Source organism: Pectobacterium polonicum, from assembly GCF_005497185.1.
GTDB classification, from domain to species: domain Bacteria; phylum Pseudomonadota; class Gammaproteobacteria; order Enterobacterales; family Enterobacteriaceae; genus Pectobacterium; species Pectobacterium polonicum.
The window spans coordinates 20,880-46,912 of record NZ_RJTN01000023.1 but is presented as its reverse complement, the minus strand read 5'-3'; the positions used below and the strand labels follow the sequence as shown (position 1 = coordinate 46,912).

Annotated in this window: 20 protein-coding genes; 18 read left to right on the top strand and 2 right to left on the bottom strand. The window is 51.2% G+C overall.

The window, feature by feature from the left end; translation table 11 throughout:
• Positions 1-14 precede the first annotated feature (14 nt).
• The 11 genes from EDI29_RS18935 (at position 15) to EDI29_RS18885 (ending at position 12,568) form a co-directional block, all read left to right on the top strand.
• On the top strand, positions 15-974 hold the full coding sequence (locus EDI29_RS18935) for an ABC transporter permease (protein ID WP_137742127.1): 960 nt from the start codon (positions 15-17) through the stop codon (positions 972-974).
• Positions 964-1,971, top strand: a complete 1,008-nt coding sequence (locus EDI29_RS18930; RefSeq protein ID WP_137742126.1) for an iron chelate uptake ABC transporter family permease subunit — start codon at positions 964-966, stop codon at positions 1,969-1,971. Before EDI29_RS18935 ends, EDI29_RS18930 begins: the two co-directional genes overlap by 11 nt.
• Entirely contained in the window at positions 1,968-2,726 is a 759-nt protein-coding gene (locus EDI29_RS18925; protein WP_137742125.1) for an iron ABC transporter ATP-binding protein, read from the top strand. Before EDI29_RS18930 ends, EDI29_RS18925 begins: the two co-directional genes overlap by 4 nt.
• Before the next feature lie 332 nt (positions 2,727-3,058).
• Complete coding sequence (tmaR, locus tag EDI29_RS18920; RefSeq protein WP_005967626.1) at positions 3,059-3,376, top strand: PTS system regulator TmaR; 318 nt, start codon at positions 3,059-3,061, stop codon at positions 3,374-3,376.
• 316 nt (positions 3,377-3,692) lie between these two features.
• Positions 3,693-5,966, top strand: coding sequence for a ComEC family protein (locus EDI29_RS18915; protein ID WP_137742124.1), 2,274 nt, complete (start codon positions 3,693-3,695; stop codon positions 5,964-5,966).
• A gap of 37 nt (positions 5,967-6,003) precedes the next feature.
• Positions 6,004-7,752, top strand: a complete 1,749-nt coding sequence (gene msbA, locus EDI29_RS18910) for a lipid A ABC transporter ATP-binding protein/permease MsbA (protein WP_137742145.1) — start codon at positions 6,004-6,006, stop codon at positions 7,750-7,752.
• A complete protein-coding gene (gene lpxK, locus EDI29_RS18905; protein WP_137742123.1) occupies positions 7,749-8,750 on the top strand; it encodes a tetraacyldisaccharide 4'-kinase in 1,002 nt (333 codons plus the stop codon). The genes msbA and lpxK overlap by 4 nt, the downstream gene beginning before the upstream one ends.
• A 38-nt stretch (positions 8,751-8,788) precedes the next feature.
• Entirely contained in the window at positions 8,789-8,971 is a 183-nt protein-coding gene (locus tag EDI29_RS18900) for a Trm112 family protein (protein ID WP_107168257.1), read from the top strand.
• Positions 8,968-9,720 carry a 3-deoxy-manno-octulosonate cytidylyltransferase gene (gene kdsB, locus EDI29_RS18895; RefSeq protein WP_137742122.1) on the top strand — a complete coding sequence of 251 codons (753 nt, stop codon included), beginning with the start codon at positions 8,968-8,970 and terminating at the stop codon, positions 9,718-9,720. Before EDI29_RS18900 ends, kdsB begins: the two co-directional genes overlap by 4 nt.
• A 303-nt stretch (positions 9,721-10,023) precedes the next feature.
• Positions 10,024-11,337 (top strand): pectate lyase PelN, encoded by a 1,314-nt coding sequence (pelN, locus tag EDI29_RS18890; protein ID WP_137742121.1) that lies wholly within the window; start codon positions 10,024-10,026, stop codon positions 11,335-11,337.
• A 337-nt stretch (positions 11,338-11,674) separates the two neighbouring features.
• Positions 11,675-12,568, top strand: a complete 894-nt coding sequence (locus tag EDI29_RS18885) for a YcbJ family phosphotransferase (protein WP_137742120.1) — start codon at positions 11,675-11,677, stop codon at positions 12,566-12,568.
• On the opposite strand, the gene elyC is transcribed toward EDI29_RS18885, so the two are convergent.
• Complete coding sequence (elyC, locus tag EDI29_RS18880) at positions 12,520-13,368, bottom strand: envelope biogenesis factor ElyC (protein WP_137742119.1); 849 nt, start codon at positions 13,366-13,368, stop codon at positions 12,520-12,522. The genes EDI29_RS18885 and elyC overlap by 49 nt on opposite strands.
• A gap of 167 nt (positions 13,369-13,535) precedes the next feature.
• Between elyC and cmoM the strand changes: the two genes are divergently transcribed.
• The 7 genes from cmoM (at position 13,536) to EDI29_RS18845 (ending at position 24,528) form a co-directional block, all read left to right on the top strand.
• Entirely contained in the window at positions 13,536-14,321 is a 786-nt protein-coding gene (gene cmoM, locus EDI29_RS18875) for a tRNA uridine 5-oxyacetic acid(34) methyltransferase CmoM (protein ID WP_137742118.1), read from the top strand.
• The gene (mukF, locus tag EDI29_RS18870; protein WP_137742117.1) at positions 14,318-15,643 is read left to right on the top strand and encodes a chromosome partition protein MukF; all 1,326 of its coding nucleotides are present in this window, start codon (positions 14,318-14,320) and stop codon (positions 15,641-15,643) included. Before cmoM ends, mukF begins: the two co-directional genes overlap by 4 nt.
• Positions 15,624-16,346: a chromosome partition protein MukE gene (mukE, locus tag EDI29_RS18865; RefSeq protein ID WP_010277044.1), complete on the top strand. Its 723-nt coding sequence runs from the start codon at positions 15,624-15,626 to the stop codon at positions 16,344-16,346. The genes mukF and mukE overlap by 20 nt, the downstream gene beginning before the upstream one ends.
• A gap of 19 nt (positions 16,347-16,365) precedes the next feature.
• Positions 16,366-20,805 carry a chromosome partition protein MukB gene (gene mukB / locus EDI29_RS18860; RefSeq protein ID WP_137742116.1) on the top strand — a complete coding sequence of 1,480 codons (4,440 nt, stop codon included), beginning with the start codon at positions 16,366-16,368 and terminating at the stop codon, positions 20,803-20,805.
• Positions 20,806-21,330: 525 nt separating this feature from the next.
• Positions 21,331-23,073 carry a L,D-transpeptidase gene (gene ldtD, locus EDI29_RS18855; protein WP_137742115.1) on the top strand — a complete coding sequence of 581 codons (1,743 nt, stop codon included), beginning with the start codon at positions 21,331-21,333 and terminating at the stop codon, positions 23,071-23,073.
• 178 nt (positions 23,074-23,251) lie between these two features.
• On the top strand, positions 23,252-23,800 hold the full coding sequence (gene mepK / locus EDI29_RS18850) for a peptidoglycan L,D-endopeptidase MepK (RefSeq protein ID WP_107168247.1): 549 nt from the start codon (positions 23,252-23,254) through the stop codon (positions 23,798-23,800).
• A gap of 80 nt (positions 23,801-23,880) precedes the next feature.
• Positions 23,881-24,528 (top strand): MBL fold metallo-hydrolase, encoded by a 648-nt coding sequence (locus tag EDI29_RS18845; protein WP_137742114.1) that lies wholly within the window; start codon positions 23,881-23,883, stop codon positions 24,526-24,528.
• Positions 24,529-24,604: 76 nt separating this feature from the next.
• Here EDI29_RS18845 and EDI29_RS18840 read toward each other — a convergent pair whose 3' ends face one another.
• Positions 24,605-25,795, bottom strand: coding sequence for an amino acid aminotransferase (locus EDI29_RS18840; RefSeq protein ID WP_137742113.1), 1,191 nt, complete (start codon positions 25,793-25,795; stop codon positions 24,605-24,607).
• Between the last annotated feature and the right edge of the window lie 238 nt (positions 25,796-26,033).

Genomic DNA, 26,033 nt, shown 5'->3' with positions numbered 1-26,033 from the left:
TCGTGACGTCGGTAATGAAAGCGTTTTATTTTTCAACGGGTATCATCTTCATGTTGGGGATGATTACCACCAGCCTGTTTATTGGGGCAGGACAAGTCACGCTTGATGCGGTCTGGACCGACCCAATGATGCGTGACATTTTCTTTATCAGCCGTGTTCCACGCACGCTGGCGCTGCTCTTGGCTGGGAGTGCCATGAGCGTCGCCGGGCTGATCATGCAATTGCTTACGCAGAACCGCTTTGTCGAACCTTCGCTGGCTGGTACCACCCAGTCTGCGGGGTTTGGCCTATTGGTTGTGATGGTGATTGCGCCCGCGGCTTCCCTGATGGTGAAAATGGTCGTTGCCAGCGTCTTTGCGATGGTTGGCACGTTACTGTTTATGATGCTGTTGCGGCGTATTGTCCTCAAATCAGCGCTGGTTGTACCGCTGGTTGGGATCATGCTGGGGTCGGTAATCGGTGCGGTGACCACATTCGGCGCAATGCATTATGACTTGTTGCAGTCGCTGGGCAGTTGGGAAGCGGGAGATTTTTCCGGCATTTTACAAGGGCGATATGAACTGCTCTGGCTGGTGGGAGGACTCACGTTATTGGCATGTTGGACCGCAGATCGCTTTACCGTTGCTGGGATGGGGCGTGAGTTTTCTGTCAATGTCGGCCTGAACTATAGAAAGGTTATGCTGCTGGGGCTTTCCATCATCGCGGTGATTAGTGGTGTCGTTGTCGTTGTCGTGGGCGCATTGCCGTTTCTGGGGCTGATCGTGCCGAACCTCATCAGTATGCTAATGGGCGATAACGTACGAAAAACCATCCCTTGGGTCTGTTTGCTTGGCGGCGGTCTTGTGCTGCTGTGCGATATCATTGGTCGTGTGGTGCGTTATCCGTTTGAGATCCCGGTGAGTGTTATTCTGGGTGTGATTGGTGCCGTTGTCTTCCTTCTCCTGTTGTTGAGTCAGAAACGTCATGTCAGTTAATGAATTCAAAGTTGATGCCCACACTGCCGCTGCGCCCGTGGTGCGTAGCACAGTGCATTATCGGCGTTTGTGGTGGTTGAGTGCGCTGGCATTAGCGGCAATCGTGGTGTTCATGACCATTAACCTGGGCGGTAACCTGCGCTACATCCTTATACACCGTAGTTTGATTTTATCCACGATGGTGTTGGTGGCGTTTGCTGCTGGCGTGTCAACGGTACTGTTCCAGACGGTGACCAATAACCGCATTCTCACGCCCTCTATCATGGGGTTTGAGGCGCTGTTTGTCCTGCTGCAAACCGCGGTTTTGTTCTTCTTTGGGGTGCAAGGCATTACGGCGGTCGGTGTCAGTGGTAAGTTTATCCTCGAAGCGTTGCTGCTGGTGCTGTTTTCCTCACTACTCTATCGTGGCCTGTTCACCGGGCGTCACAGTAACCTGCATCTGGTTTTGCTGGTTGGCATCATTTGCGGAACATTGTTTCGCAGCGCCTCCAGCCTGATGCAACGCCTCCTGACACCCAGTGAGTTTGCGGTACTGCAAGGTCGAATGTTTGCCACCTTCACCCGTGCAGCGCCGGAACTGATTGCGCTGTCTGCTGTGATCATACTGATTGTTGCCCTGTACGTGTGGCGTTTGCGTTTCCAACTGGATGTGCTTGCGCTGGGGAAAAACACGGCGATTAATCTGGGCATCGCTTACAAACGTCATGTGACAGTGGTGCTGTTGTTGGTGTCAGTGCTCGTTGCTATTTCGACGGCGCTGGTGGGCCCGTTAACCTTTTTAGGATTTATGGTGGCGAATTTAGCCTATCTGATAGCCGGTTCCAGTCAGCATCGCATTTTGCTGCCTACTGCGTTTTTACTTGGCATTATTGCATTAGTCGGAGGGCAGTTGATTCTGGAACATCTGTTGGGTATGGCAGGAGCACTATCTGTGGTGCTCGAGTTTATCGGTGGATCGCTGTTTATTGTGTTGCTACTGAAAAAGGTTTCCGTGTGATTGAGATCGGCAATGTAACTAAAACGTATAATAACGTGACGGTATTGGATAATGTCACGGCGACGGTGCCCCGTGGTGGCGTCACGTCGATTATTGGCCCGAATGGTGCAGGAAAGTCGACATTATTGTCTATCATCAGCCGCCTGCTGGATGCGGATCAAGGGCAGGTAAAAGTTAACGGCCTGGATGTCATGACAACGCCAAGCGATAAGCTGGCAACATGCTTGTCCGTTCTACGGCAGGAAAATCAGTTTACCAGCCGCCTAACGGTAGCAGAATTGGTAGGCTTCGGGCGCTATCCCTACACCAAAGGGCGCCTGAACGCGGATGACCAAGAACGCATTAGCGCCGCGCTGGCTTTCCTCAATTTGACTGAGCTGAAAGATCGTTTTTTAGATGAGCTTTCCGGTGGTCAGCGGCAGCGGGCCTATGTTGCGATGGTGCTATGTCAGGATACGGAATATGTGTTGCTGGATGAGCCGCTGAATAATCTGGATATGAAACACGCCGTGGCGATGATGAAGCAGATTCGCCGTGCGGCCGATGAGTTAGGTAAAACCATCGTACTGGTTATCCACGATATCAACTTTGCTTCCGCCTATTCGGACTACATTATTGCGATGCGCAAAGGGCAGATTATCTATACGGGAAAACCGAAAGACATCATGGTGTCCGATGTGCTGGAAGACATTTTCGACACAGAAGTCGCTATTGAAGAGGTTCATAATCAGCGCATCGCGGTATATTACCGCTAAATACCCGTCATATTTCAAGCCGCATGTGTGTTGGCTTCCCTTGCTCACCCCAGTCACTTACTTTAGTAAGCTCCTGGGGATTAATGAACCTCATTCTATGAGGTTCCCCCTTCGGGCCAGCGCTAGCGCTGTTCAAATCGGTTTTAGACCGATTTGTCGTGCGATTGCCGCCTACATGCAACTCGAATTATTTAGGTTATGGTTTGGTGACAGAGTGTCCGCTTGGTGATGCGTTAGCGCAAAGGGCGTAAGCACTGCTTGAAAGACGTTGGGTAGAACCTGTATGGTGAATGCATAAAGAATTTATGTATGACTTGAGGTAAGGGCAAAAGATGGATAAGGACACTAAGCCGTGTTTCCAGGATGTGCTGGAATTCGTGCGCATGTTTCGTCGTAAAAACAAGCTTCAGCGTGAAATCGTCGACAACGAAAAGAAAATTCGTGATAACCAAAAGCGCGTTCTGCTGCTGGACAACCTGAGCGAATATCTTAAACCTGGCATGTCCATTGAGGACGTGCAAAATATCATCGCCAACATGCGCGGTGATTATGAAGACCGCGTTGACGACTACATCATCAAGAACGCCGATCTGTCGAAAGAGCGTCGTGAACTGTCTAAAAAGCTGAAAGCGATGGGCGAAGTTAAGTAACCTAATGCCCCGTTCTTTACGGTAAATAGCTACTATGAAAGGATCGCTTCGGCGGTCCTTTTTCTTTTGATTTTTACTCGCCTGATTATTTACTTCTTTCTGCTTGACCCATTTTCAGTCAATGGTAATTGCATTTAACGCCGGAAAAACTGGAACTCAGCTCGCGCGGCGGCTGCTATTTTTTTGCAACTTAACCGCTTTTTTGCGAGACGTTTCCCCACCCGAATTTTCCGTTCTGTTGCATTAACCTGAGTTGCTGCAACATCCCAGAACGAACCGCAGGGAGAGAGGGAATGCTGTGTTACGGCAAAGGACGATGTCGGTAAATAGTCTGGCTTGGGCTGGCGTGCTGGGTATTCTACCGCTACTTTTTTTACCGCAGATTCCAGTGCAAACGCCGCTGTGGTGGGGCGGTGGTCTGTCCCTTTGTCTGATATTGGTAGGACATCGCTACGCGGGGATAGGCTTTGTGGCGATTGTTGCCACCAGTTTTTGCTGGGCCTCGTTGAATGCTCAAACTCTGCTATTGCAAATTGAACGCTTCACACAGGATTCGGTTAGTACCGTGGTCACAATAAGCAGCATACGCTTCAGTGAACATGATGATACTTGGGTCACGGTGAGGTTGGAAAAAGTGAATCAGCGTTGGGTCTTTCCCCCAGTGTATGCCCAATTAATCTTATCACCTGAGATGAAAAACTGGTGCGGTGGACAACGCTGGGTAATCACTGCCAATTTTCGTCCCATACATAGTCGCTTAAATGAAGGCGGTTTTGATAGTCAGCGCTGGGCAGTGGCTAAACGGCAACCGCTATCGGGTCGTGTGCTCGCTGCGCATGTGGTTGATAGCCGCTGTGATCTTCGTCAGCGTACGATCGCAAAGGCAGAACAGCAGGTACAGGGATTACCTTGGCGTTCTATTTTACTGGCGTTGGCGTTTGGTGAGATGAAAACGGTGAGTCCCGAGCTCAAAACGCTACTTCAGAATACTGGAACGATGCACCTGATGGCGATTTCCGGCCTTCATATCGTGCTTGCTGGCCTGTTTGGTTGGGTAATCGTGCGAGCGTTGCAGTATGGTTTCCCTGTGCGATGGATTGGCTATCGTCTCCCTCTATTGACGAGCGTCATGGTTGCTTGGGGATATGTCTGGCTGGCAGGGGGAAACCCTCCGGCGGTGCGTTCTGCGCTAGCGCTTAGCGTATGGGGCTGCCTAAAAATGCGGGGCGTTAACTGCTCAGCCTGGCAGGTTTGGCTATGGTGCGTCACATTGATTCTGGTCAGCGATCCACTAAGCGTGCTGTCAGACAGTTTTTGGCTATCTTGCCTTGCGGTGGCCTCGCTGATTTTTTGGTTTCAATGGGCACCACTCTCCTATCGGCTACAGACTCAGCGACGGTGGTTCTGGTTACGATGGCTTCATCTGCAAACGGGGATCACGCTGTTATTGATGCCCTTGCAGTTGCATATTTTCCACGGTTTTAGCATCACTTCTCTGCCTGCCAACCTGTGGGCTGTGCCTTTAGTCACCTTTGTGACCACGCCGCTTATTCTACTGGCATTGAGCACGATGACTTTCTCACCACTGAGCGAAATGCTTTGGCAACTGGCGGATATCTCACTGCAAGTGGTATTTGCCCCGTTGACGTATCTACAAACGGGGTGGGTTTATCTTGATGCGTCGCTGCTAATTGTGAGTGTTGCGGGGTGGGGCGCCGTTGTGATTTGGCGCTTTAGCTGGTGGCGACACTATCCCATGAGCGTTGGCGCTCTGATTCTTATTTTATTGGTTTTTCGCATAAAAAATGATGAACCGGAGTGGCGTGTGGACATGCTGGATGTTGGCCATGGTTTGGCTGTCGTAATCGAACAACGTGGGAAGGCGGTGTTGTACGATACGGGAAACCGCTGGGAAGGGGGAGATATGGCAACGCGAGAAATTTTACCCTACCTGCGATGGCGTGGCGTTGATGTGGAAAAAATCATTCTGAGCCACAGCCATATGGACCACATCGGTGGTCTGGAAACGTTACAGGCCGCTTACCCTGATGCAGCGATCTATAGCGCTATCAACACGGTGAATCATCGTTCTTGCCTGCGTGGCGAGCGTTGGCGCTGGCAAAATCTCACGTTTACCGTGCTGTGGCCGATCGCGCTCGTCGAGAGGGCAGAAAATAATGACTCCTGTGTTATCCGCGTTGATGATGGTAAATACAGTGTTCTACTGACGGGCGATTTGGAGTCGGATGCGGAAAACGCACTGATGAGAGTAGATCGCAGAGCGTTGCGTGCTAATTTGTTACAAATCCCTCATCATGGCAGCAAAACCTCTTCGTCTCCCCCCTTCATTCGTGCCGTTAACGCCGACGTTGTGATGGCGTCGGCGGCGCGTTATAACCCGTGGCGACTGCCTTCAGTAAAAATTGTTGAGCGATATCGGCAATATGGTTACTCATGGCTGGATACTGCATCGTTTGGTCAACTAAGTGCACGTTTTTTCAGCGATTCATGGCGTATTCTGCGGTTCAGGGATCACATATCGCCTCGTTGGTATCATCAGTGGTTTGGCGTCGGGCGGTATAATGAGTAAAATGGTCGGCTATTTCTTCCCGATTCAGGTTCACTACATGCTGAATGATAAAGATCTCTCCACCTGGCAGACTTTTCGCCGCCTATGGCCGATGATCTCTCCTTTTAAGGCAGGGCTTGCTGCTGCTGCAATCGCGCTCATTATTAATGCAGCTGGCGATACATTAATGCTCTCTCTGCTAAAACCCTTGCTGGATGAAGGATTCGGTAAGGCGGAACGTTCAGTATTGCTCTGGATGCCACTGGTTGTTATTGGGTTGATGTTAGTGAGGGGGCTATCAGGCTTTGTCTCCAGCTACTGCGTTGCCTGGGTTTCCGGCAAAGTGGTGATGAATATGCGCCGTCGCCTTTTTTCTCACATCATGGGGATGCCGGTAGCGTTTTTCGACCAACAGTCGACAGGGACGCTGTTATCTCGTATTACCTATGATTCTGAGCAGGTTGCAGCTTCGTCATCTGGCGCGTTGATTACCGTCGTCAGAGAAGGCGCGTCGATCATTGGCCTGTTTATCCTGATGTTCTACTACAGTTGGCAGTTGTCCATCATCCTGATTGTGATTGCGCCGATTGTGTCGATCGCTATGCGTCTGGTGTCCAAACGGTTCCGTAATATCAGTAAAAACATGCAAGATACCATGGGACACGTCACCACCAGCACGGAGCAAATGCTGAAAGGGCATAAAGAAGTGCTAATGTTTGGCGGTCAGGAAGTTGAAACCAAACGTTTCGATCAGGTTAGTAACCGGATGCGTCAGCAGGGCATGAAGATGGTATCCGCCTCTTCAATTTCCGATCCTATCATTCAGTTGATCGCGTCGCTGGCGTTGGCGTTTGTCTTGTATGCTGCCAGTTTCCCTAGTGTGATGGAGACATTGACTGCCGGGACGATCACGGTGGTGTTCTCTTCCATGATTGCGCTGATGCGCCCTCTAAAGTCACTCACTAACGTGAATGCCCAGTTCCAGCGCGGGATGGCAGCGTGCCAAACGTTGTTCGCCATTCTGGACATGGAGCAGGAGCGTGATACTGGCAAATTGGAAATCGAACGAGCGAAAGGTGACCTCGAATTCCGCCAGGTGAATTTCGCTTACCCGGGAAGAGAAAATCTGGCGCTGAAAAATATCAATCTGCATGTCCCCGTTGGTAAAACGGTGGCATTGGTTGGCCGCTCTGGTTCAGGTAAATCGACAATTGCCAGTTTGATCACGCGTTTTTACGATATTCAATCTGGTGAAATTTTACTTGATGGCCATGATTTGCGCGAATATAGCCTGTCTTCCTTGCGTAATCAGGTGGCGTTAGTTTCTCAGAATGTGCACCTATTTAACGATACGATAGCGAACAATATCGCTTATGCCCGCAATGAGCACTATAGCCGTGAGGAAATTGAGCGTGCGGCGAAAATGGCGTATGCGACCGATTTCATCAACAAGATGGAAAATGGTCTGGACACGGTTATTGGTGAAAATGGTGTGATGCTCTCAGGCGGCCAACGCCAACGTATCGCGATTGCTCGTGCGCTACTGCGCAATAGTCCGATCCTGATATTGGATGAGGCCACGTCGGCGTTGGATACCGAATCTGAACGCGCGATTCAGGCTGCGTTAGATGAGTTGCAGAAAGATCGTACCGCGCTGGTTATCGCACACCGTCTTTCCACGATTGAAAAAGCAGATGAAATTCTGGTGGTTGAAGATGGAAGAATCATTGAACGCGGTAACCATGCTGCGTTGTTAGCGACGAACGGTGCCTATGCACAGTTGCATAGAATGCAGTTTGGCGAATGATTGAGCGTATTTGGTCTGGGCAGTCGCGGCTCTATTGGCTGTTGCTGCCGCTTGCGTGGCTATACGGACTCATCACTTTTCTGATCCGCCAGAGCTATCGGCTAGGGTGGCGGAAAAACTGGCGATCTCCCGTTCCTGTCGTGGTCGTGGGAAATTTGACGGCTGGCGGCAATGGGAAAACACCGGTAGTCATTTGGCTCGTCGAACGGCTGCAACACAGAGGTTACCGTGTTGGTGTGGTGTCACGCGGTTACGGTGGAAAAGCTGAGCGCTATCCACTGCTGCTAGATGAGTCGGTGACGACGGTGCAGGCAGGTGATGAGCCAGTGTTGATTTTCCAACGTACTGGCGCACCTGTTGCGGTTGCCCCCCACCGCCGGGATGCCGTGAAGGCATTATTGGCCCGCCATACGCTAGATGTGGTGATTACCGACGATGGATTACAGCACTATGCGTTGGCAAGAGATATCGAACTGGTTGTGATTGACGGGATGCGGCGTTTTGGCAACGGTTGGTGGCTGCCGGCTGGACCGATGCGGGAACGAGAAAGTCGTCTGGCATCTGTCGATGCCGTCATTGTTAACGGCGGCACTCCGCGAACAAATGAGATAGGAATGACATTAACGGCGGGGATGGCAGTTAACTTATTGTCAGGTGAATCCCGCCCGCTTAGCCTATTGCGTGATGTGGTTGCGATGGCGGGTATCGGACACCCCCCGCGTTTTTTTGCTACGTTGCGTGATGCGGGCGTCAGTATTGTGCGTGAAGTCGCTTTTGCCGATCATCAATCGTACCTGTCAGAGCAGCTTGAATCGTTGACTCAAGATGCGACGCAGCCGCTGCTGATGACGGAAAAAGACGCCGTAAAATGCAGGGCGTTCGCTAAAGATAACTGGTGGTATTTGCCCGTTGATGCGGTGTTAATTGAGCCTTATGGCACGCAATTACTTGATAAAATTGAACGTGTTATTAACCGTAATGTCGGCGGAAAAATGTGAATAATGTCGGTCATCGATCGGCCAAAGATGGAGGAAGCATGGATCACCGTTTACTTGAGATTGTTGCCTGTCCTGTTTGTAATGGTCGGCTGTACTTTAATAAAGAGAAACTGGAATTGATATGCAAGGTCGATGGTTTGGCCTATCCAGTTCGTGATGGTATCCCCGTGCTACTGGAAAACGAAGCGCGTAAACTTGGGGCTGACGAGACAGCACAATGACTTTTACTGTGATTATCCCTGCGCGTTTTGCGTCAAGTCGACTGCCTGGGAAACCGCTCGCGGACATCAACGGCAAACCGATGGTCGTCCATGTGATGGAGCGGGCGCTGGAGTCGGGGGCGCAGCGCGTTATAGTGGCTACCGATCATCCCGATGTTGAGGCTGCCGTGCGACAAGCTGGCGGCGAAGTATGTCTGACCCGTGCCGATCATAATTCTGGCACAGAACGTCTGGCTGAAGTCATCGAGCAGTACGGCTTTACCGATGAGGACATCATCGTTAACGTTCAGGGCGATGAGCCACTCATTCCTTCCGTGATTATTCGTCAGGTGGCAGAAAATCTCGCAGCCAGTAAAGCAGGAATGGCAACGCTGGCAGTGCCGATTGAAACCAGCGAAGAAGCATTCAATCCAAATGCGGTAAAAGTGGTTACCGACGCGGAGGGATACGCGCTGTATTTTTCTCGTGCGACAATTCCCTGGGACAGAGAGCGTTTTGCTCAGTCTAAAGAAGCCATTGGCGATCATTTCCTGCGTCATATCGGTATCTATGCTTACCGAGCTGGCTTTGTGCGACGCTATGTCGCCTGGGCACCAAGCCAGCTAGAGCAAATCGAATTGCTGGAGCAACTGCGTGTGCTGTGGTACGGCGAGAAGATCCACGTTGCTGTCGCCAAAGCCGTTCCTAGCGTCGGTGTGGATACACCAGAAGATCTAGCCCGTGTGCGACAAATCATGGTTGGACAGTAAAACCCGTCGCATCAATTTGCGATGAACGCGTTATGGGGGAAGCTATTCTTATCGGAATAGTTTCCCCATGCGCTTTTTTCTTAATACAGCCGCTTTATTCTTTAATTATTTAGCACTTATTTAGATAAGTATTCTTAAAAAATCCAAAATTAAACAGAAATTTTTTATTTATGCAGATAATTCATTTCCATTTTGAATTTATGCGCCGTGAGTGAAATTTTTATTTTCATATTTAAATGCTACTATCAATTTGCCATGTTTTTACGTGGCATTTTCTTTATTTCAACTAAGGATGGTAATCATATGAATGCTAAACGTTATATCGCGAATTTTTTTCTTGGCGGTATGCTAATGGGAGCAGCGGCAGGAAGCAGCGCGGCGGTTTATTACATGGCCCCCAACGGTAATGACGCAAATAATGGTAGTAAGAATTCCCCCTGGAAAACGATCGATCGTGCACAGAAGACATTAAACCCTGGTGACCGCTTGTGGATACGTGGTGGTAAGTACGTGTTTACCAAAGGGCTGAACGTCTGTGCTACGCGTACCGATGTAGTTAATGCGATTACGCTAAGTAAGAGCGGTACGGAAGGTAAGCGTATTGAGTACTGGGCGTCTAGCGGAGAAGTGCCGATTTTTGATTTCAGCCAGATGCAGGATGATTGCCGGGTCAAGGGGTTTAACGTTGTTGCCGATTGGGTTTCCGTTAAAGGGTTGGAAATAACCGGTGTCCCACAACGTAATAACCTTAACCATGAATCCTGGGGCGTGTGGATTAGAGGCAGTAATAATATATTCGAGCAATTGAATATTCATCACATTATGGGTACAGGTTTGTTCATCCAGCGTGGGGGAAATAACCTGGTATTAAACAGTGATTCTCACCATAACTATGATCCACTGACATCTAATGGTGCTGGTCAAAGCGGGGATGGTTTTGGTGCGCACATCCCGGCTAATCAGCCAGGTAATATTTTCCGCGGTTGCCGGGCATGGTCAAATTCGGATGATGGTTTTGATTTAATTAATGCCTATTCTCCGGTGCTGATTGAAAATTCCTGGGCTTGGTCGCATGGTTATTTGCCGGGGACGACACAATCACTGGCTGCGGGTAACGGTAATGGTTTTAAAATCGGTGGCTATGGCGGCGTTTATGTGGCAAATGCGGTGAAACATACCGTGCGTAACTCGGTTGCATTTTTAAATAAGGCAGCGGGTTTTTATGCTAATCACCATCCTGTAGCGAACGATTTCTTCAATAACACGGGTTATAAAAATAACCCTAATTTTAATATCCGCGGCATTGATGCAAATGGCAAAGCAATTGGGTTGGGTACGCTGCGCAACAACGTGTCTCACGGTGGTAAAGACTTATCGTTCTCCGATGGCGCGAACATGCGCTATAACTCGTGGGATCTGAAAATTGCGGTATCAGATGCTGACTTCGAGAGCGTTTCCGTGACCGGATGGGATGCGCCACGTCAGGCGGACGGCAGCTTGCCCGTACTGAAGAGCCTGCGTCTTGCTGCGGGGAGTGCGTTAATCAACAAAGGTGGCGATGTCAAACTGCCTTACAAAGGGTCAGCGCCAGATCTGGGGGCTTTTGAACGCGAATAGTGGCGAAATGTTAATACACTATACCCCAAATAATTCGAGTTGCAGGAAGGCGGCAAGAGAGGGAGTCCCGATGAGCTTACTCAGGTAAGTGATTCGGGTGAGTGAACGCAGCCAACGCACCTGCGGCTTGAAGTATTACGGGTATAGCCAGTTATTCGCGGTATTCCCTGCTGACAGGCAGGGAATACCGCTGCAATAACTTTGGCTAGGCGTTCTTCCTGCTGTGTCCCCAACGTGAAGTATGACGAGTATATTTGATCTGCGTTGAAGTATTTGTCTTCTGCTCGCCGCATCATGGTGAGTGGAGCTATTTGGCTCAACTGAGGTATAGCCGTTTATGGAACAGTTGAAATCAGAACTCAGTACGGTTTTGGGGGAAAGCCTCAGCCGGCTTGAGCGCATAAGCGAACAGCCCTATGCGGATCTGTATGCCTTGTATGACAAAGAAGGCAACGCCATTCCTTTGTTAGCAAAAAGTTATGTTTGCCAGGGTGTTGCGCAACAGGAAGCCTATAAGCTCTCGATGCTGGCGCGTGAAGGTGATGCCCGACTGCCAACCGTCTATGGACTGGTTCTGACGCAGCAGCAACCTTATCGGGAACTGTTGCTGATTGAGCGCTTACGCGGCGTATCGGTGGAAGCGCCACCACGAAGCGGCCAGCGTTGGATGCTGCTGATGGATCAAATTGTTGAAAACGTATTGGCCTGGCACCGAATTGACAGCCATGGTTGTGTCGGTTCGGTGGACAGCACGCAGGACAACGATTGGTTCAGTTGGTATCAACAGCGTCTGGAAGTCCTGTGGGCTACGTTGCTCAATGTCAGCGCGCCGCAGCTCACGCAGCAGGATCGTACCGTGCTTTATCGTTCTCGCCAGTGCCTGAAAATGTTGTTTGAGGATTTTGACGACAACTGCGTATTGGTGCATGGCAACCTTTCACTACGCAGTATGTTGAAAGATGCGCGTAGCGATCAGCTATTAGCGATGATCAATCCGGGGATGATGCTGTGGGCACCCAGAGAGTATGAACTCTTCCGCCTTTGCGAATCCGGCATGCCAGAGCAATTGCTTTATCACTACCTGAAACAGGCACCCGTTTCTGAATCCTTTGTTTACCGGCGCTGGCTGTATGTGATTTGGGAAGCTGTGGCCCGCTATATTCACACGGGCCAATTGGATCGTCAGCTATTTGATGTAGCTTCCCGCGAGCTGTCTCCTTGGCTGGAATGAACCTGTGGTTGTTCAGTGTGATGAGGTACTGTCGTGGTTCCCTTTAGTAATTGCCAGAGACGACCGAGCGTTTCATACCAGGCTCGTTCACTGTGCGATAGATAGTAAGCGGAAGGGAATACTTTTTCCCATGGGTTAAGCGCAGACGTGATTGCCATCTGGTTCGCCGGAGCCGGAATCGGTGCTAGCCCTTGGGCTTGGAAAAATCGCATGGCGCGAGGCAGGTGGTTGGCTGAGGTCACCAGTAAGAAAGATCGATCGCCAACAATCTTAGCGGTTGCTGCCGCTTCTTCTTCCGTATCCTTCGGTGTATCCAGAATGACCATATCCTGCTGGGGAATACCCAAACTTTCTGCGACCAGCGCCGCCGTTTTCGCGCTGCTGACAGGGTTCCCCTGTGCGGCTCCACCAGTAAAAATCAATTTAGCGCCGGGGTTGGCATGGTAAAGACGAACGCCTTCCGTAACGCGCGGGAGGCTATTGCTAATGAGATTGGAGCTGGGTGCCCACTCTGCATTATAGGTATATCCCCCTCCAAGCACGACAATATACTCGACGTTATCTGTTTGCGGCGTCTGTTGCCAGGTTGGGTAGTGTGATTCCAATGGTAACAACAGCCGATCGGCAACAGGTTGCAGGCTGAGTAGAATAAGCATTAACCAACTGACTACTATCATCGTTTTCCCTGTGCGTTGCCGCTGGGTAAACCAGAGCAGCAACAGGCCAACACCCATCAGAAGCAACAGCAATGGCAGGGGTTGCAAAAGGCCACCGACGAACTTTTTGAGTGTGAAAAGCATAGAATTGCATTCCTTTTGAGTGAAAAAACCGCATCCGGGAAGATATCATGCGGTAAGGCCATTTATTCTAAGCCAGCCTGTGCCAAAATGGCAGGCTGTAAAAATCGCATCGCGCAGACACGAGTTGCGCGAGCAATCCCCGTTTATATGATGCGGAACAATGACTGATGCAGGATCGCAATTTTAACGATATCGCGGAAAAATTTGCCCACAATATCTATGGCACGACGAAGGGGAGACTTCGGCTGGCGGTATTGTGGCAGGATCTTAGCCATCTTTTGACACAGCTTCCGGCACGGCCTTTGCGTATCCTTGATGCAGGAGGAGGGGAAGGGCAGATGGCCTGCCGCCTTGCAGCTTTAGGACATCAGGTATTGTTGTGCGATGTTTCCGATGAGATGATTCAGCGCGCCAAAAACGCAGCAGAGGCGCAGGGCGTTGCCCATAATATACGTTTTGTGCAGTGCGCCGCACAGGATGTTGCGCAATATATGGAAAGCCCCGCCGATCTGATATTGTTCCACGCGGTGCTGGAGTGGGTCGAGCAGCCTCAGCAGGCGCTGAAAATATTGTATGATTGCCTGTCGCCGGGTGGCGCGCTGTCGTTGATGTTTTATAACCATCACGGGCTATTGATGCGTAACATGGTGCTAGGCAACTTTGATTATGTTCAGGTTGGCATGCCGAAAAACAAACGGCGTTCGTTATCGCCAAATCACCCGCTGGACCCGCAAGACGTGTACGGCTGGCTTGATGAGATGGGGCTGACCATCAGCGGGAAAACCGGCGTGCGGGTGTTTCATGACTACTTGCAGAATAAGCAGCACCAGATTGATAAATTTGCCGACATTCTGGAGCTTGAGCAGCGATATTGCCGACAAGAGCCTTTTGTGAGTTTGGGCCGTTATATCCATGTCATGGCGCATAAACCCCATTTGAAGGATGCATTATGAGTGATTTTTCCCAGACTGTACCCGAACTGGTCGCCTGGGCACGAAAAAACGATTTCTCCATTTCCCTCCCCACTGAACGCCTGGCGTTTTTGATGGCAATCGCCACGCTTAATGGCGAACGTATGGATGGTGAAATGAGTGAAGGTGAGCTGATTGATGCCTTCCGTCATGTGAGTCAGGGATTTGATCAGACGAACGAAACCATTACCGTCCGCGCCAATAACGCGATTAACGATCTGGTCCGTCAGCGGTTGCTTAACCGCTTTACCAGCGAACAGGCGGAAGGCAATGCGATTTATCGTCTGACCCCGCTGGGGATCGGCATTACGGATTATTACATCCGTCAGCGTGAGTTCTCGACGCTGAGGCTTTCTATGCAGCTTTCTATCGTAGCGCAGGAGCTCAGCCGTGCGGCCGATGCAGCGGAAGAAGACGGCGATGAGTTCCACTGGCACCGTAACGTATTTGCGCCGCTGAAATATTCCGTTGCTGAAATTTTTGACAGTATTGATTTGTCGCAGCGCGTGATGGATGAACAGCAGCAGGGCGTTAAAGACGATATCGCGGCGCTGCTAAACCAGGACTGGCGAGCAGCGATCGGTAACTGTGAACAACTGCTGACGGAAACGTCATCTACGCTGCGTGAATTGCAGGATACGCTTGAAGCTGCTGGCGACAAATTACAGACGAGTCTGTTAAGTATTCAGGATGCGATTATGAATAATCCGCATAATCTGGAGTTTGTCGATAAGCTGGTATTCGACCTGCAAAATAAACTCGACCGTATTGTAAGTTGGGGACAGCAGACGATAGATCTGTGGATTGGGTATGACCGCCACGTACATAAGTTTATTCGTACCGCGATCGATATGGATAAAAACCGCGTTTTTGCCCAGCGGTTACGCCAGTCAGTGCAGAGCTATTTCGACAACCCTTGGGCGCTGACGTTCGCTAACGCGGATCGCCTGCTGGATATGCGTGATGAAGAACTGACGTTGCGTAGTGAAGAAGTGACCGGTGAACTGCCGCCGGAACTGGAATACGAAGAGTTTAGTGAAATGCGCGAGCAGCTGATCGCGTTGGTCGAGCAGGCGCTGCATAAATATAAAGCGCAACAGATCCCGCTTGATTTAAGTGAAGTGATGCGTGAATACCTCGCGCAGTATCCTCGCTCGCGGCATTTTGATGTTGCCCGAATCGTGGTCGACCAGGCTGTACGTCTGGGCGTAGCCGAAACAGATTTCTCCGGATTGCCAGCACTGTGGCAGGCAATCAATGATTACGGAGCCAAGGTGCAGGCCCATGTCATCGACAAATATTGAACAATTTATGCCAGTAAAGCTGGCAACCGCGCTGTCGAATAACCTTTTTCCCGCGCTGGACAGCCAATTGCGCGCCGGGCGCCATATTGGTATTGAAGAACTGGAAAACCACGTATTTTTAATGGATTTCCAAGAGGTGCTGGAAGAGTTCTACAGCCGTTACAACGTGGAGTTGATCCGCGCGCCGGAAGGTTTTTTCTATCTGCGTCCGCGCTCCACCACGCTGATTCCGCGCTCGGTGTTGTCTGAGCTGGATATGATGGTAGGGAAAATTCTCTGTTATCTCTATCTGAGCCCGGAACGTTTGGCGCACGAAGGCATTTTCAGCCAGCAGGAGCTGTATGAAGAACTGCTGAGTCTGGCGGATGAAAGCAAGCTGCTGAAGCTGGTTAACCAGCGTTCCACTGGTTCAGATCTGGATCGCCAAAAATTGCAGGAAAAAGTCAGAACCTCGCTTAACCGTTTACGTCGGCTAGGCATGATCTACTTTATGGGTAATGACAGCAGCAAATTCAGAATTACCGAGTCGGTATTCCGCTTTGGGGCGGATGTGCGCAGCGGCGATGATGCCCGTGAAGCACAGCTACGCATGATTCGCGATGGTGAAGCGATGCCTGTTGAAGGTAGTTTGTCGCTGAAAGATGACAGCGACGATAACGATCGCACCGATGATACCGCGCCAGAAACGGGCGAGGATGAATAAGTGTTGAGGATGAACAGGAATGATTGAACGCGGTAAATTTCGCTCACTAACGCTGGTCAACTGGAACGGCTTTTTCGCCCGCACCTTCGATCTGGATGAACTGGTTACCACGCTATCCGGCGGTAACGGCGCAGGGAAATCCACCACGATGGCCGCCTTTATTACGGCGCTGATCCCTGACCTGACGTTACTGCACTTCAGAAATACGACTGAAGCCGGTGCCACCAGCGGCTCACGCGATAAAGGTCTGCACGGTAAATTGCGTGCGGGCGTCTGCTACTCGACGCTGGATGTCGTTAACTCGCGCCATCAACGCGTACTGGTTGGGGTTCGCCTCCAGCAGGTTGCGGGGCGTGACCGCAAAGTCGATATCAAACCTTTCACCATTCAGGGATTGCCGACTGCTATTCAGCCGACACAAATTCTGACGCAGGTAGTCGGCGATCGTCAGGCGCGCGTGCTGTCGTTGCAAGAGCTGAAAGATCGCGTCGAGGAGATGGAAGGCGTTCAGTTCAAGCAGTTTAACTCGATCACCGATTATCACTCGCTGATGTTTGATTTGGGCGTGGTGCCTAGGCGCTTGCGTTCCGCCTCCGATCGCAGCAAGTTCTATCGTCTGATCGAAGCGTCGCTGTACGGCGGTATCTCCAGCGCGATTACGCGCTCGCTGCGTGACTACCTGCTGCCAGAAAACAGCGGCGTGCGTAAAGCGTTTCAGGATATGGAAGCCGCGCTGCGTGAAAACCGCATGACGCTGGAAGCGATTCGCGTTACCCAGTCCGACCGCGATCTGTTTAAGCACCTGATTTCCGAAGCGACGTCCTATGTAGCCGCTGACTACATGCGGCACGCCAATGAACGTCGTATTCACCTGGATGGGGCGTTGGAACTGCGCCGTGACCTGTTCTCCAGCCGTAAGCAACTGTCAAGCGAGCAATATCGCCATGTGGAAATGGCGCGAGAACTGGCGGAACAGAGCGGTGCTGAAGGCGATCTGGAAACGGATTATCAGGCGGCCAGCGATCACCTGAATCTAGTGCAAACCGCCATGCGCCAACAGGAAAAAATCGAACGCTACAATGCCGATCTGGAAGAGTTGAGCTACCGCCTCGAAGAACAGAACGAGGTGGTAGAAGAAGCGCGTGAGCAGCAGGCGGAAAACGAAGAACGTTCCGATGCTGCTGAATTGGAAGTCGATGAGCTAAAAAGCCAACTTGCTGATTATCAGCAGGCGCTGGACGTACAGCAAACGCGCGCTATTCAATATCAGCAGGCGCAACAAGCGCTGGAACGCGCCCGCACGCTGTGCCAGTTGCCGGATTTAACGGCAGACAACGCGGATGAGTGGCTGGACAGTTATCAGGCGAAAGAGCAGGAAGCGACAGAGATTCTGCTGATGTTGGAGCAAAAACTGAGCGTGGCCGATGCGGCGCACGGCCAGTTTGAACAAGCCTATCAGTTGGTGAGCAAGATTGTCGGTGCGGTGAATCGCAACGAGGCCTGGCAGGTTGCGCGCGATTTGCTGCGCGACAGCTCTTCACAACGTTATCAGGCGGAGCGAGTACAGCCGCTGCGGATGCGTTTGTCTGAGTTGGAACAGCGCCTGCGCGAACAGCAGGATGCCGAGCGGTTATTGCAGGATTTCAGCAAACGCAACGGTCAGGATTATCAACCGGAAGAGCTGGAATCACTCCAGCAAGAACTTGATGCCCGCATCGAAACGCTGTCGTCGCTGGTGGCGGAAGCGGGCGAACGTCGCATGGCGCTGCGTCAGGAGTTGGAGCAAATCCAGCAGCGCATTCAGAAGCTGACGGTGCGTGCGCCAGTCTGGCTGGCTGCACAGGAAATGCTGACGCAACTGAGCGAGCAAAGCGGCGAAACGTTTGAAGAAAGCCGTCAGGTAACCGAGTTCATGCAGCAATTGCTGGAGCGTGAACGTGAAACGACGGTTGAGCGTGATGACATCGCTGCCCGCAAACGTCAAATCGAAGCGCAGGTTGAGCGACTAAGCCAGCCTGGCGGTTCAGAAGACCCGCGCCTGAACGCGCTGGCGGAACGTTTTGGTGGCGTGCTGCTGTCTGAAATTTATGATGATGTCACGCTGGATGATGCTCCGTATTTCTCCGCGCTTTATGGTCCCTCGCGCCATGCGATTGTGGTACCCGATCTTTCTCTGGTCCGCGATCAGCTTGCCGGTCTGGAAGACTGCCCGGAAGATCTGTATCTGATCGAGGGTGACCCGCAGTCGTTTGATGACAGCGTGTTTGCCGTTGAAGAACTGGAACGCGCCGTGGTCGTGAAAGTTGCGGAGCGCCAGTGGCGCTATTCTCGCTTCCCGGAAGTGCCGCTGTTTGGCCGCGCCGCGCGGGAAATGCGTCTGGAAAGTCTGCGTGATGAGCGCGAAGCGCTGGCAGAGCAGTATGCCACGCTATCATTTGACGTGCAGAAAACGCAGCGCTTGCACCAGTCTTTCAGCCGATTTATCGGTACACATCTGGCCGTCGTTTTCGATGAAGATCCCGAAGCAGAAATTCGCACGCTCAGCTCCCGTCGCGGCGAATTAGATCGTGCGATGGCCAGTTTTGATGGTGAAAACCAGCAGCAGCGCCAGCAGTATGAGCAGGCGAAAGAAGCCAGCGGGCAACTGAATAAACTGATTCCGCGTATTAGCCTGTTGTGCGATGAGACGTTGCAGGATCGTGTGGAAGAGATCCGTGCAGAGCTGGATGAAACCGAAGAATCTGCCCGTTTTATTCAACAACACGGAGTGACGCTAGCTAAGCTGGAACCGCTGGTTTCTGTCTTGCAAAACGACCCGCAGCAACATGAGCAGTTGCAGGAAGATTATGCTCAGGCGCAGAACGCGCAGCGGCAGGCGAAACAGCAGGCGTTTGCACTGACTGAAGTTGTGCAGCGTCGCGCGCACTTCAGCTATGCCGATTCGGCTGGAATGCTGGGTGAGAATGCCGGTCTGAATGACAAACTGCGCCACCGTCTTGAACTGGCTGAAGCAGAACGGACAAAAGCGCGTGAGCAGCTACGCCAGCATCAGGCACAGCTGACGCAATATAGTCAGGTTCAGGCGTCGCTGAAAAGTTCCTATGACGCCAAACAGGACATGCTGAAGGAGCTGACGCAGGAACTTCAGGATATCGGCGTGCGTGCGGATGTCGATGCCGAAGCACGCGCCCGTCAGCGCCGTGATGAATTACATGCTGCATTAAGCACCAACCGCTCGCGGCGTAACCAGTTGGAAAAACAGATTACGTTCTGTGAAGCGGAAATGGACAGTTTGCAGAAGAAATTGCGCAAGCTGGAGCGTGATTACCACCAGATGCGTGAGCAGGTTGTCACAGCGAAAGCGGGCTGGTGCGCGGTCATGCGTTTGGTGAAAGACAATGGCGTTGAGCGCCGCCTGCACCGTCGTGAATTGGCGTACATGGAAGGCGATGAACTGCGCTCCATGTCGGATAAGGCGCTGGGAGCGCTGCGTTTGGCGGTCGCGGATAACGAACATCTGCGCGATGTGCTGCGGCTTTCGGAAGATCCGAAGCGACCTGAGCGCAAGATCCAATTCTACATCGCCGTTTACCAGCATCTGCGCGAGCGTATCCGTCAGGATATTATCCGTACCGACGACCCGGTAGAAGCCATTGAGCAGATGGAGATCGAGCTTAACCGTCTGACTGAAGAGCTGACGGCGCGTGAACAGATGCTGGCAATCAGCTCGCGCAGCGTGGCGAATATCATTCGTAAGACGATCCAGCGTGAGCAGAATCGTATTCGTATGCTGAACCAAGGGCTGCAAGCGGTCGCGTTTGGTCAGGTAAAGAGCGTCCGCTTGAACGTCAACGTACGCGAAACGCATACCACGTTGCTCAATGTGTTATCCGAGCAGCAGGAAATGCATCAAGATCTGTTTAACAGCAATCGTCTGACCTTCTCGGAAGCGTTGGCGAAATTGTATCAACGTCTGAATCCTGAAATTGATATGGGGCAACGTACACCGCAGACTATCGGCGAAGAGCTGCTGGATTACCGAAACTACCTCGAAATGGAAGTGGAGGTTAACCGTGGTGCGGATGGTTGGCTGCGGGCGGAAAGCGGGGCGCTGTCTACCGGGGAAGCGATTGGTACTGGGATGTCGATTCTGGTCATGGTGGTACAGAGCTGGGAAGAAGAGTCTAAGCGTCTGCGTGGCAAAGATGTTATCCCGTGCCGTCTACTTTTCCTCGATGAGGCGGCGCGTCTGGATGCCAAATCGATCGCGACGCTATTCGAGCTCTGTGACCGGCTGGAAATGCAATTAGTTATCGCGGCACCGGAAAATATCAGCCCCGAAAAGGGAACCACCTATAAGCTGGTGCGTAAAGTTTACCAGAACAATGAGCATGTCCATGTGGTTGGGCTGCGCGGGTTCGGAACGGAAGCGCCGGAGACGCAAGAGCAAGTTTTGTAGCTATAAATCCTGCTGCTATTTTCCTCTATAATGATAAAGCCGCTTTTTAAGCGGCTTTATTTTTTTCGTAAAGCGTTGCTTAAAGAGAATGCTGACGACGAATAGGTTCATCAAACATTAAGATAATACCCAGAAGAAGAAGCAAAAATATTTTTCTCTTTATATACTGACGATAAAACGATTGCAGGCCGTAGAGGGATTTACGGGCGTATGTTGTAAAGTGGCCTGTGGTAATCATGGCGCTATATAAAAACGATCCTATTTCATTCTTTATCGTTATCTATACCCCAAATAATTCGAGTTGCAGGAAGGCGGCAAGAGAAGGAATCCCGATGAGCTTACTCAGGTAAGTGATTCGGGTGAGTGAACGCAGCCAACGCACCTGCGGCTTGAAGTATTACAGGTATACAATGAAAAACGAAAAAGCCAGTGTGACCGTATGCGAGTGAATTCGGTTTGTTATTTCCATGTTCAACGTGGATTGTCGTGAAAGCATAGTGATTAATGAGTACAGGGGATAAATGGATGTTGTTGTTACATAAGCGAAAAATGGTCAGGCTGATGTTGCGCGTGGGTTGTATTTGGGTCGGAAGCCTGTCTCCTTCGTTTTCGGTGTTGTCAGCGTCTCCGACGGTGGTGTCTGGGTTATCACAAAGCACGGGCGTGGTTTCTGTCGAAAATAGTCGGACAGGGCTTTTGGCTGCACTGCCACATGGCATGACGGTACATTATCTCTCTGATTTATCATCACTTTATTCTCAGCATCAGATGCAGCCGATGTGGGCAGATAATCGCGCCGTTCAACAGTTTCAACAGCAACTTGCCGAATTGGCGATAGCGGGCGTACAGCCGCAATTCACGACGTGGGTGACCTGGCTGACGGACCCTCAACTAACTGGATTTGCGCGTGATGTCGTGTTATCGGATGCGATGCTGGGCTATTTGCAGTTCGTTTCTGGCGTGGAGCGTAATGGTAATGACTGGCTGTACAGCAGCGTGCCTTATCGTCTGCAATCGCCTGCGCTGAATATCGTATCTCAATGGCAACAGGCCGTAAAATCCGGCACCAGTGCGGCTTATGTGGTTTCACTGGCACCGCAGCACTCACAGTACGCCAAAATGCATGGGGCGCTGAAGACGATGCTGACGGACACGCGTCCGTGGCCGAGTCTGAATCTGGCGGAATCTCTGCGCCCGGAGCAGCAGAGCCGTGAATTGGTCGTGCTGCGTGAGATCTTGCAACGTACTGGCATGTTGTCGTCAACGGAGAGCATCACGCTTTTTAATGAAAATGTCGCCGCAACCACCACCTCACTAACCGCGCAAACCTCTGTCGTCGATGGCGCTATCAATACAGACGATCGATACACGGGCGAACTGGTTGAGGCGGTTAAGCGCTTCCAGCACTGGCAAGGGCTGGAGGATGATGGCGTGATTGGTAAACGCACGCGTGATTGGCTCAATGTTTCTCCGCACATGCGCGCGACGTTGCTGGCGTTGAATATCCAACGTCTGCGCCTGTTACCGGATAATGTTCATACCGGTATTATGGTGAATATCCCCAATTACTCGCTAATTTATTATCAAGATGGTGCTGAACGTTTATCGTCGCGCGTCATTGTCGGGCAACCGAAACGTAAGACGCCGCTAATGAGCAGTTCGCTGTATAACGTCGTGGTCAATCCGCCGTGGAATGTCCCTACGACGCTGACCCGACAGGACATTATTCCTAAAGTGGTGCGCGATCCCGGTTATTTGCAGCGCCATGGCTATACGGTGCTGTCTGGCTGGAGTCAGGATGCAGAAGCGATTGATCCCTCAATGATTGATTGGCAGGGGGTGTCGGCAGAGCGCTTCCCCTATCGCCTGCGTCAGGCACCTGGGGCAAACAATTCGCTGGGGCGTTATAAGTTTAATATGCCGAATTCAGAAGCGATTTATCTGCACGACACGCCTAACCATAACCTGTTTCAACGTGATATCCGGGCGCTGAGTTCTGGGTGCGTGCGGGTCAATAAGGCATCAGAACTGGCTAACATGCTGCTACAGGATGCTGGTTGGAATAATAGCCGCATTTCTTCCACGTTGGATCAGGGAAATACGACCTTTGTTTCAATGAAACATCGGATTCCGGTTAATCTCTATTACCTGACGGCGTGGGTTGCGGAAGATGGTAAACCGCAGTTCCGAACAGATATTTACAATTATGATGATACCGCCCGGGCAGGGACGAAAGTGCTATCCAAAGCAGGGCTGTTGCTTCAGTAAGTATTGAAAATACGGGCATTAGCGGTATGGATATTGTATCGCTTTGCGGGGGATCGATGCGATCTCCCGCAAAGCGGTAAGCAAAGCGGGTTGACTCACTTTTCTCTGGCAGTTAAGGTTCAAGGCGGTGCGTTTTGTGCCGCTTTTATACCGTTCTTTTAGCCAGGATACTCGTTCTATGGATCGCATTGACAATCATCGCCGTAAGTGGCTTGCACTGGGTGGTGCTGCCTTAGGCATCGCACTGCTTCCCGGTCAGGCGTTTGCAACGTTATCTACGCCCCGACCACGAATTTTGACGCTGGATAACCTGAATACCGGAGAACGGCTGAAAACGGAATTCTTTGATGGCAAACGGTATAATAAATCAGAACTTTCCCGCCTGAATCATTTTTTCCGCGATTACCGCGCCAATAAAGTCAAAACGATTGACCCGCAACTTTTCGATCAGCTCTATCGTTTACAGGTCATGTTGGGAACCAACAAACCTGTACAGCTGATTTCTGGTTATCGCGCAATAGATACGAATAACGAATTACGTGCGCATAGCCGGGGTGTGGCAAAGCAGAGCTACCACACGAAAGGGCAAGCGATGGATTTCCATATTCAAGGTGTTCAACTGGCCAATATCCGCAAAGCGGCGACTAAAATGCGCGCCGGTGGGGTTGGCTACTACCCGCGTAGTGATTTCGTTCACATCGATACCGGGCCGGTTCGCACCTGGTAACCTGCTATAGCAGCACAACATTTTTCTGACACGACTCGCAGCAATATAGCGAGTCGTTGAGTTATTCAACATGGAGTGATATGAAATATCAAATAGTCCCAGTGACGGCATTTAGCCAGAACTGCACATTGTTATGGTGCGAAAAAACCAATGAAGCAGCGATTGTCGATCCCGGTGGCGACGCTGAAAAGATCAAACGTGCCGTCGCGGATACGGGGATTTTGGTTAAGCAGATTTTGTTGACGCATGGTCATCTAGATCACGTCGGTGCAGCCGCGGAGCTGGCTGAATACTATCAGGTATCAATTATTGGCCCACAGATTGAAGACGCTTTCTGGTTGGAAGGATTACCGGCACAGAGTCGGATGTTTGGTCTGGAAGAATGTGCGCCGCTGACGCCATCACGCTGGTTGCAGGAAGGTGATAAGGTCAGCGTGGGGGAGACGACACTGGCGGTTTTCCATTGTCCGGGTCATACGCCCGGTCATATTGTTTTCTTTGATGCCGAATCACGCTTAGCGCAGGTGGGGGATGTGATTTTCAATGGTGGCGTAGGGCGCACCGATTTCCCTCAAGGCGATCATCAGGCGTTGATTGCGTCCATCAAGAATAAGCTACTGCCGTTGGGGGACGACGTGACCTTTATACCGGGGCACGGCCCGATGTCGACATTAGGACATGAACGTAAAACCAATCCTTTCCTGCGTGAAGATGCCGCAATTTGGTAGTGTTTTATTGATTTAAAAACACAAATAAAAAGCCGACACAGCGTGTCGGCTTTTTTGAACGTAAAACGTTCAACGATCAGAGTACGGCAACAATCGCTTCGCAGAGCGGTGCCATGTTTTCTGGCGTCATCCCTGCAACGTTGACACGGCCAGAGTTCACTGCGTAAACACCGAATTCGTCACGCAGACGCAGAACCTGCTCCTTGGTCAAACCGCTGAATGAGAACATCCCATTCTGGTTGATGATGAAGGAGAAATCCTGCTGCGCGCCTTTTTCCTGCAACGTATTGACGAACAGTTGACGCATACGCTGAATGCGCTCGCGCATCGCCGTCAACTCCTGCTCCCAAATGGCCTTCAGCGCGTCGTTACCCAAGATGGTAGCAACAACGGTTGCACCGTGTGACGGTGGGTTAGAGTAGTTAGCGCGAATAGCGGCTTTCACCTGGCTGAATGCTTTGTCTGCCGTTGCGGCATCTGCTGCAACCAGCGTACAGGCACCGACGCGCTCATTGTACAAACCGAAGTTTTTAGAGTACGAGCTGCATACGATCAGTTCATCGTGAAGTGCTGCAAAGATGCGCAGACCTTCCGCATCTTCTTCGAGCCCACGGGCAAAGCCCTGATAGGCGAAGTCAAACAGCGGCAGCCAACCTTTTGCTACCGACAGTTCAGCCAGTTTAGCCCACTGCTCAGCGGTAGGATCGATACCGGTTGGGTTATGGCAACAGCCGTGGAACAGCACCACGTCACCTGCTTGTGCAGCATTCAGGCTGTTCAGTAGGCCATCAAAATCCAGCGCATGGTTTGCTGCATCGTAGTAGTCATATTGGCAAATTTCTAAACCGACGGCAGAGAACACATTGTTGTGATTTGGCCAGGTTGGATTGCTGATCCAAATGCGCTTCGCAGACGTTTGATTGGCAATGAAATCCGCGGCTACACGCAACGCACCGGTTCCGCCAGGGGTTTGCGCCGTACGAGCCCGCTTGTCGGCAATGATGGCATTCTGCTTGCCAAACAACAGCTCCTGCGTGCACTGACCGAATGCTGGCAGACCGTCAATGCCCAGATAATTTTTGGTGGTTTCATTTTCCAGCAGATAGTGTTCTGCTTTTTTTACGCTGGTCAGAACCGGAGTTTTGCCGGTTTCATCTTTATAGACACCAATACCCAGATTGATTTTATTCGCGCGGTCATCGGCGCGGAAAAGATCGGTCAGCCCGAGAATAGGATCGGCCGGTGCGGCAGAGATATTTTCAAACATTGCCAGAATGTTCCATAACTGAGATGAAATAAGAATTCTCAGAGTACCGTCAGTACAAGGCTTTGCCAACCGTTGATGTCAAAAAGAAAGGGAAATAACAGGGAGAAGGAGAGAGACGAAATAAAAGACTGGTTAGGCGAGAATAATTGGCGCAAAGCAGAAACAAAAAACACCGTGCGCGTTTTCCAATGTTGCTTATGGCGACCTGTAAGGGGAGCTATCCGATACGTAATAAAAA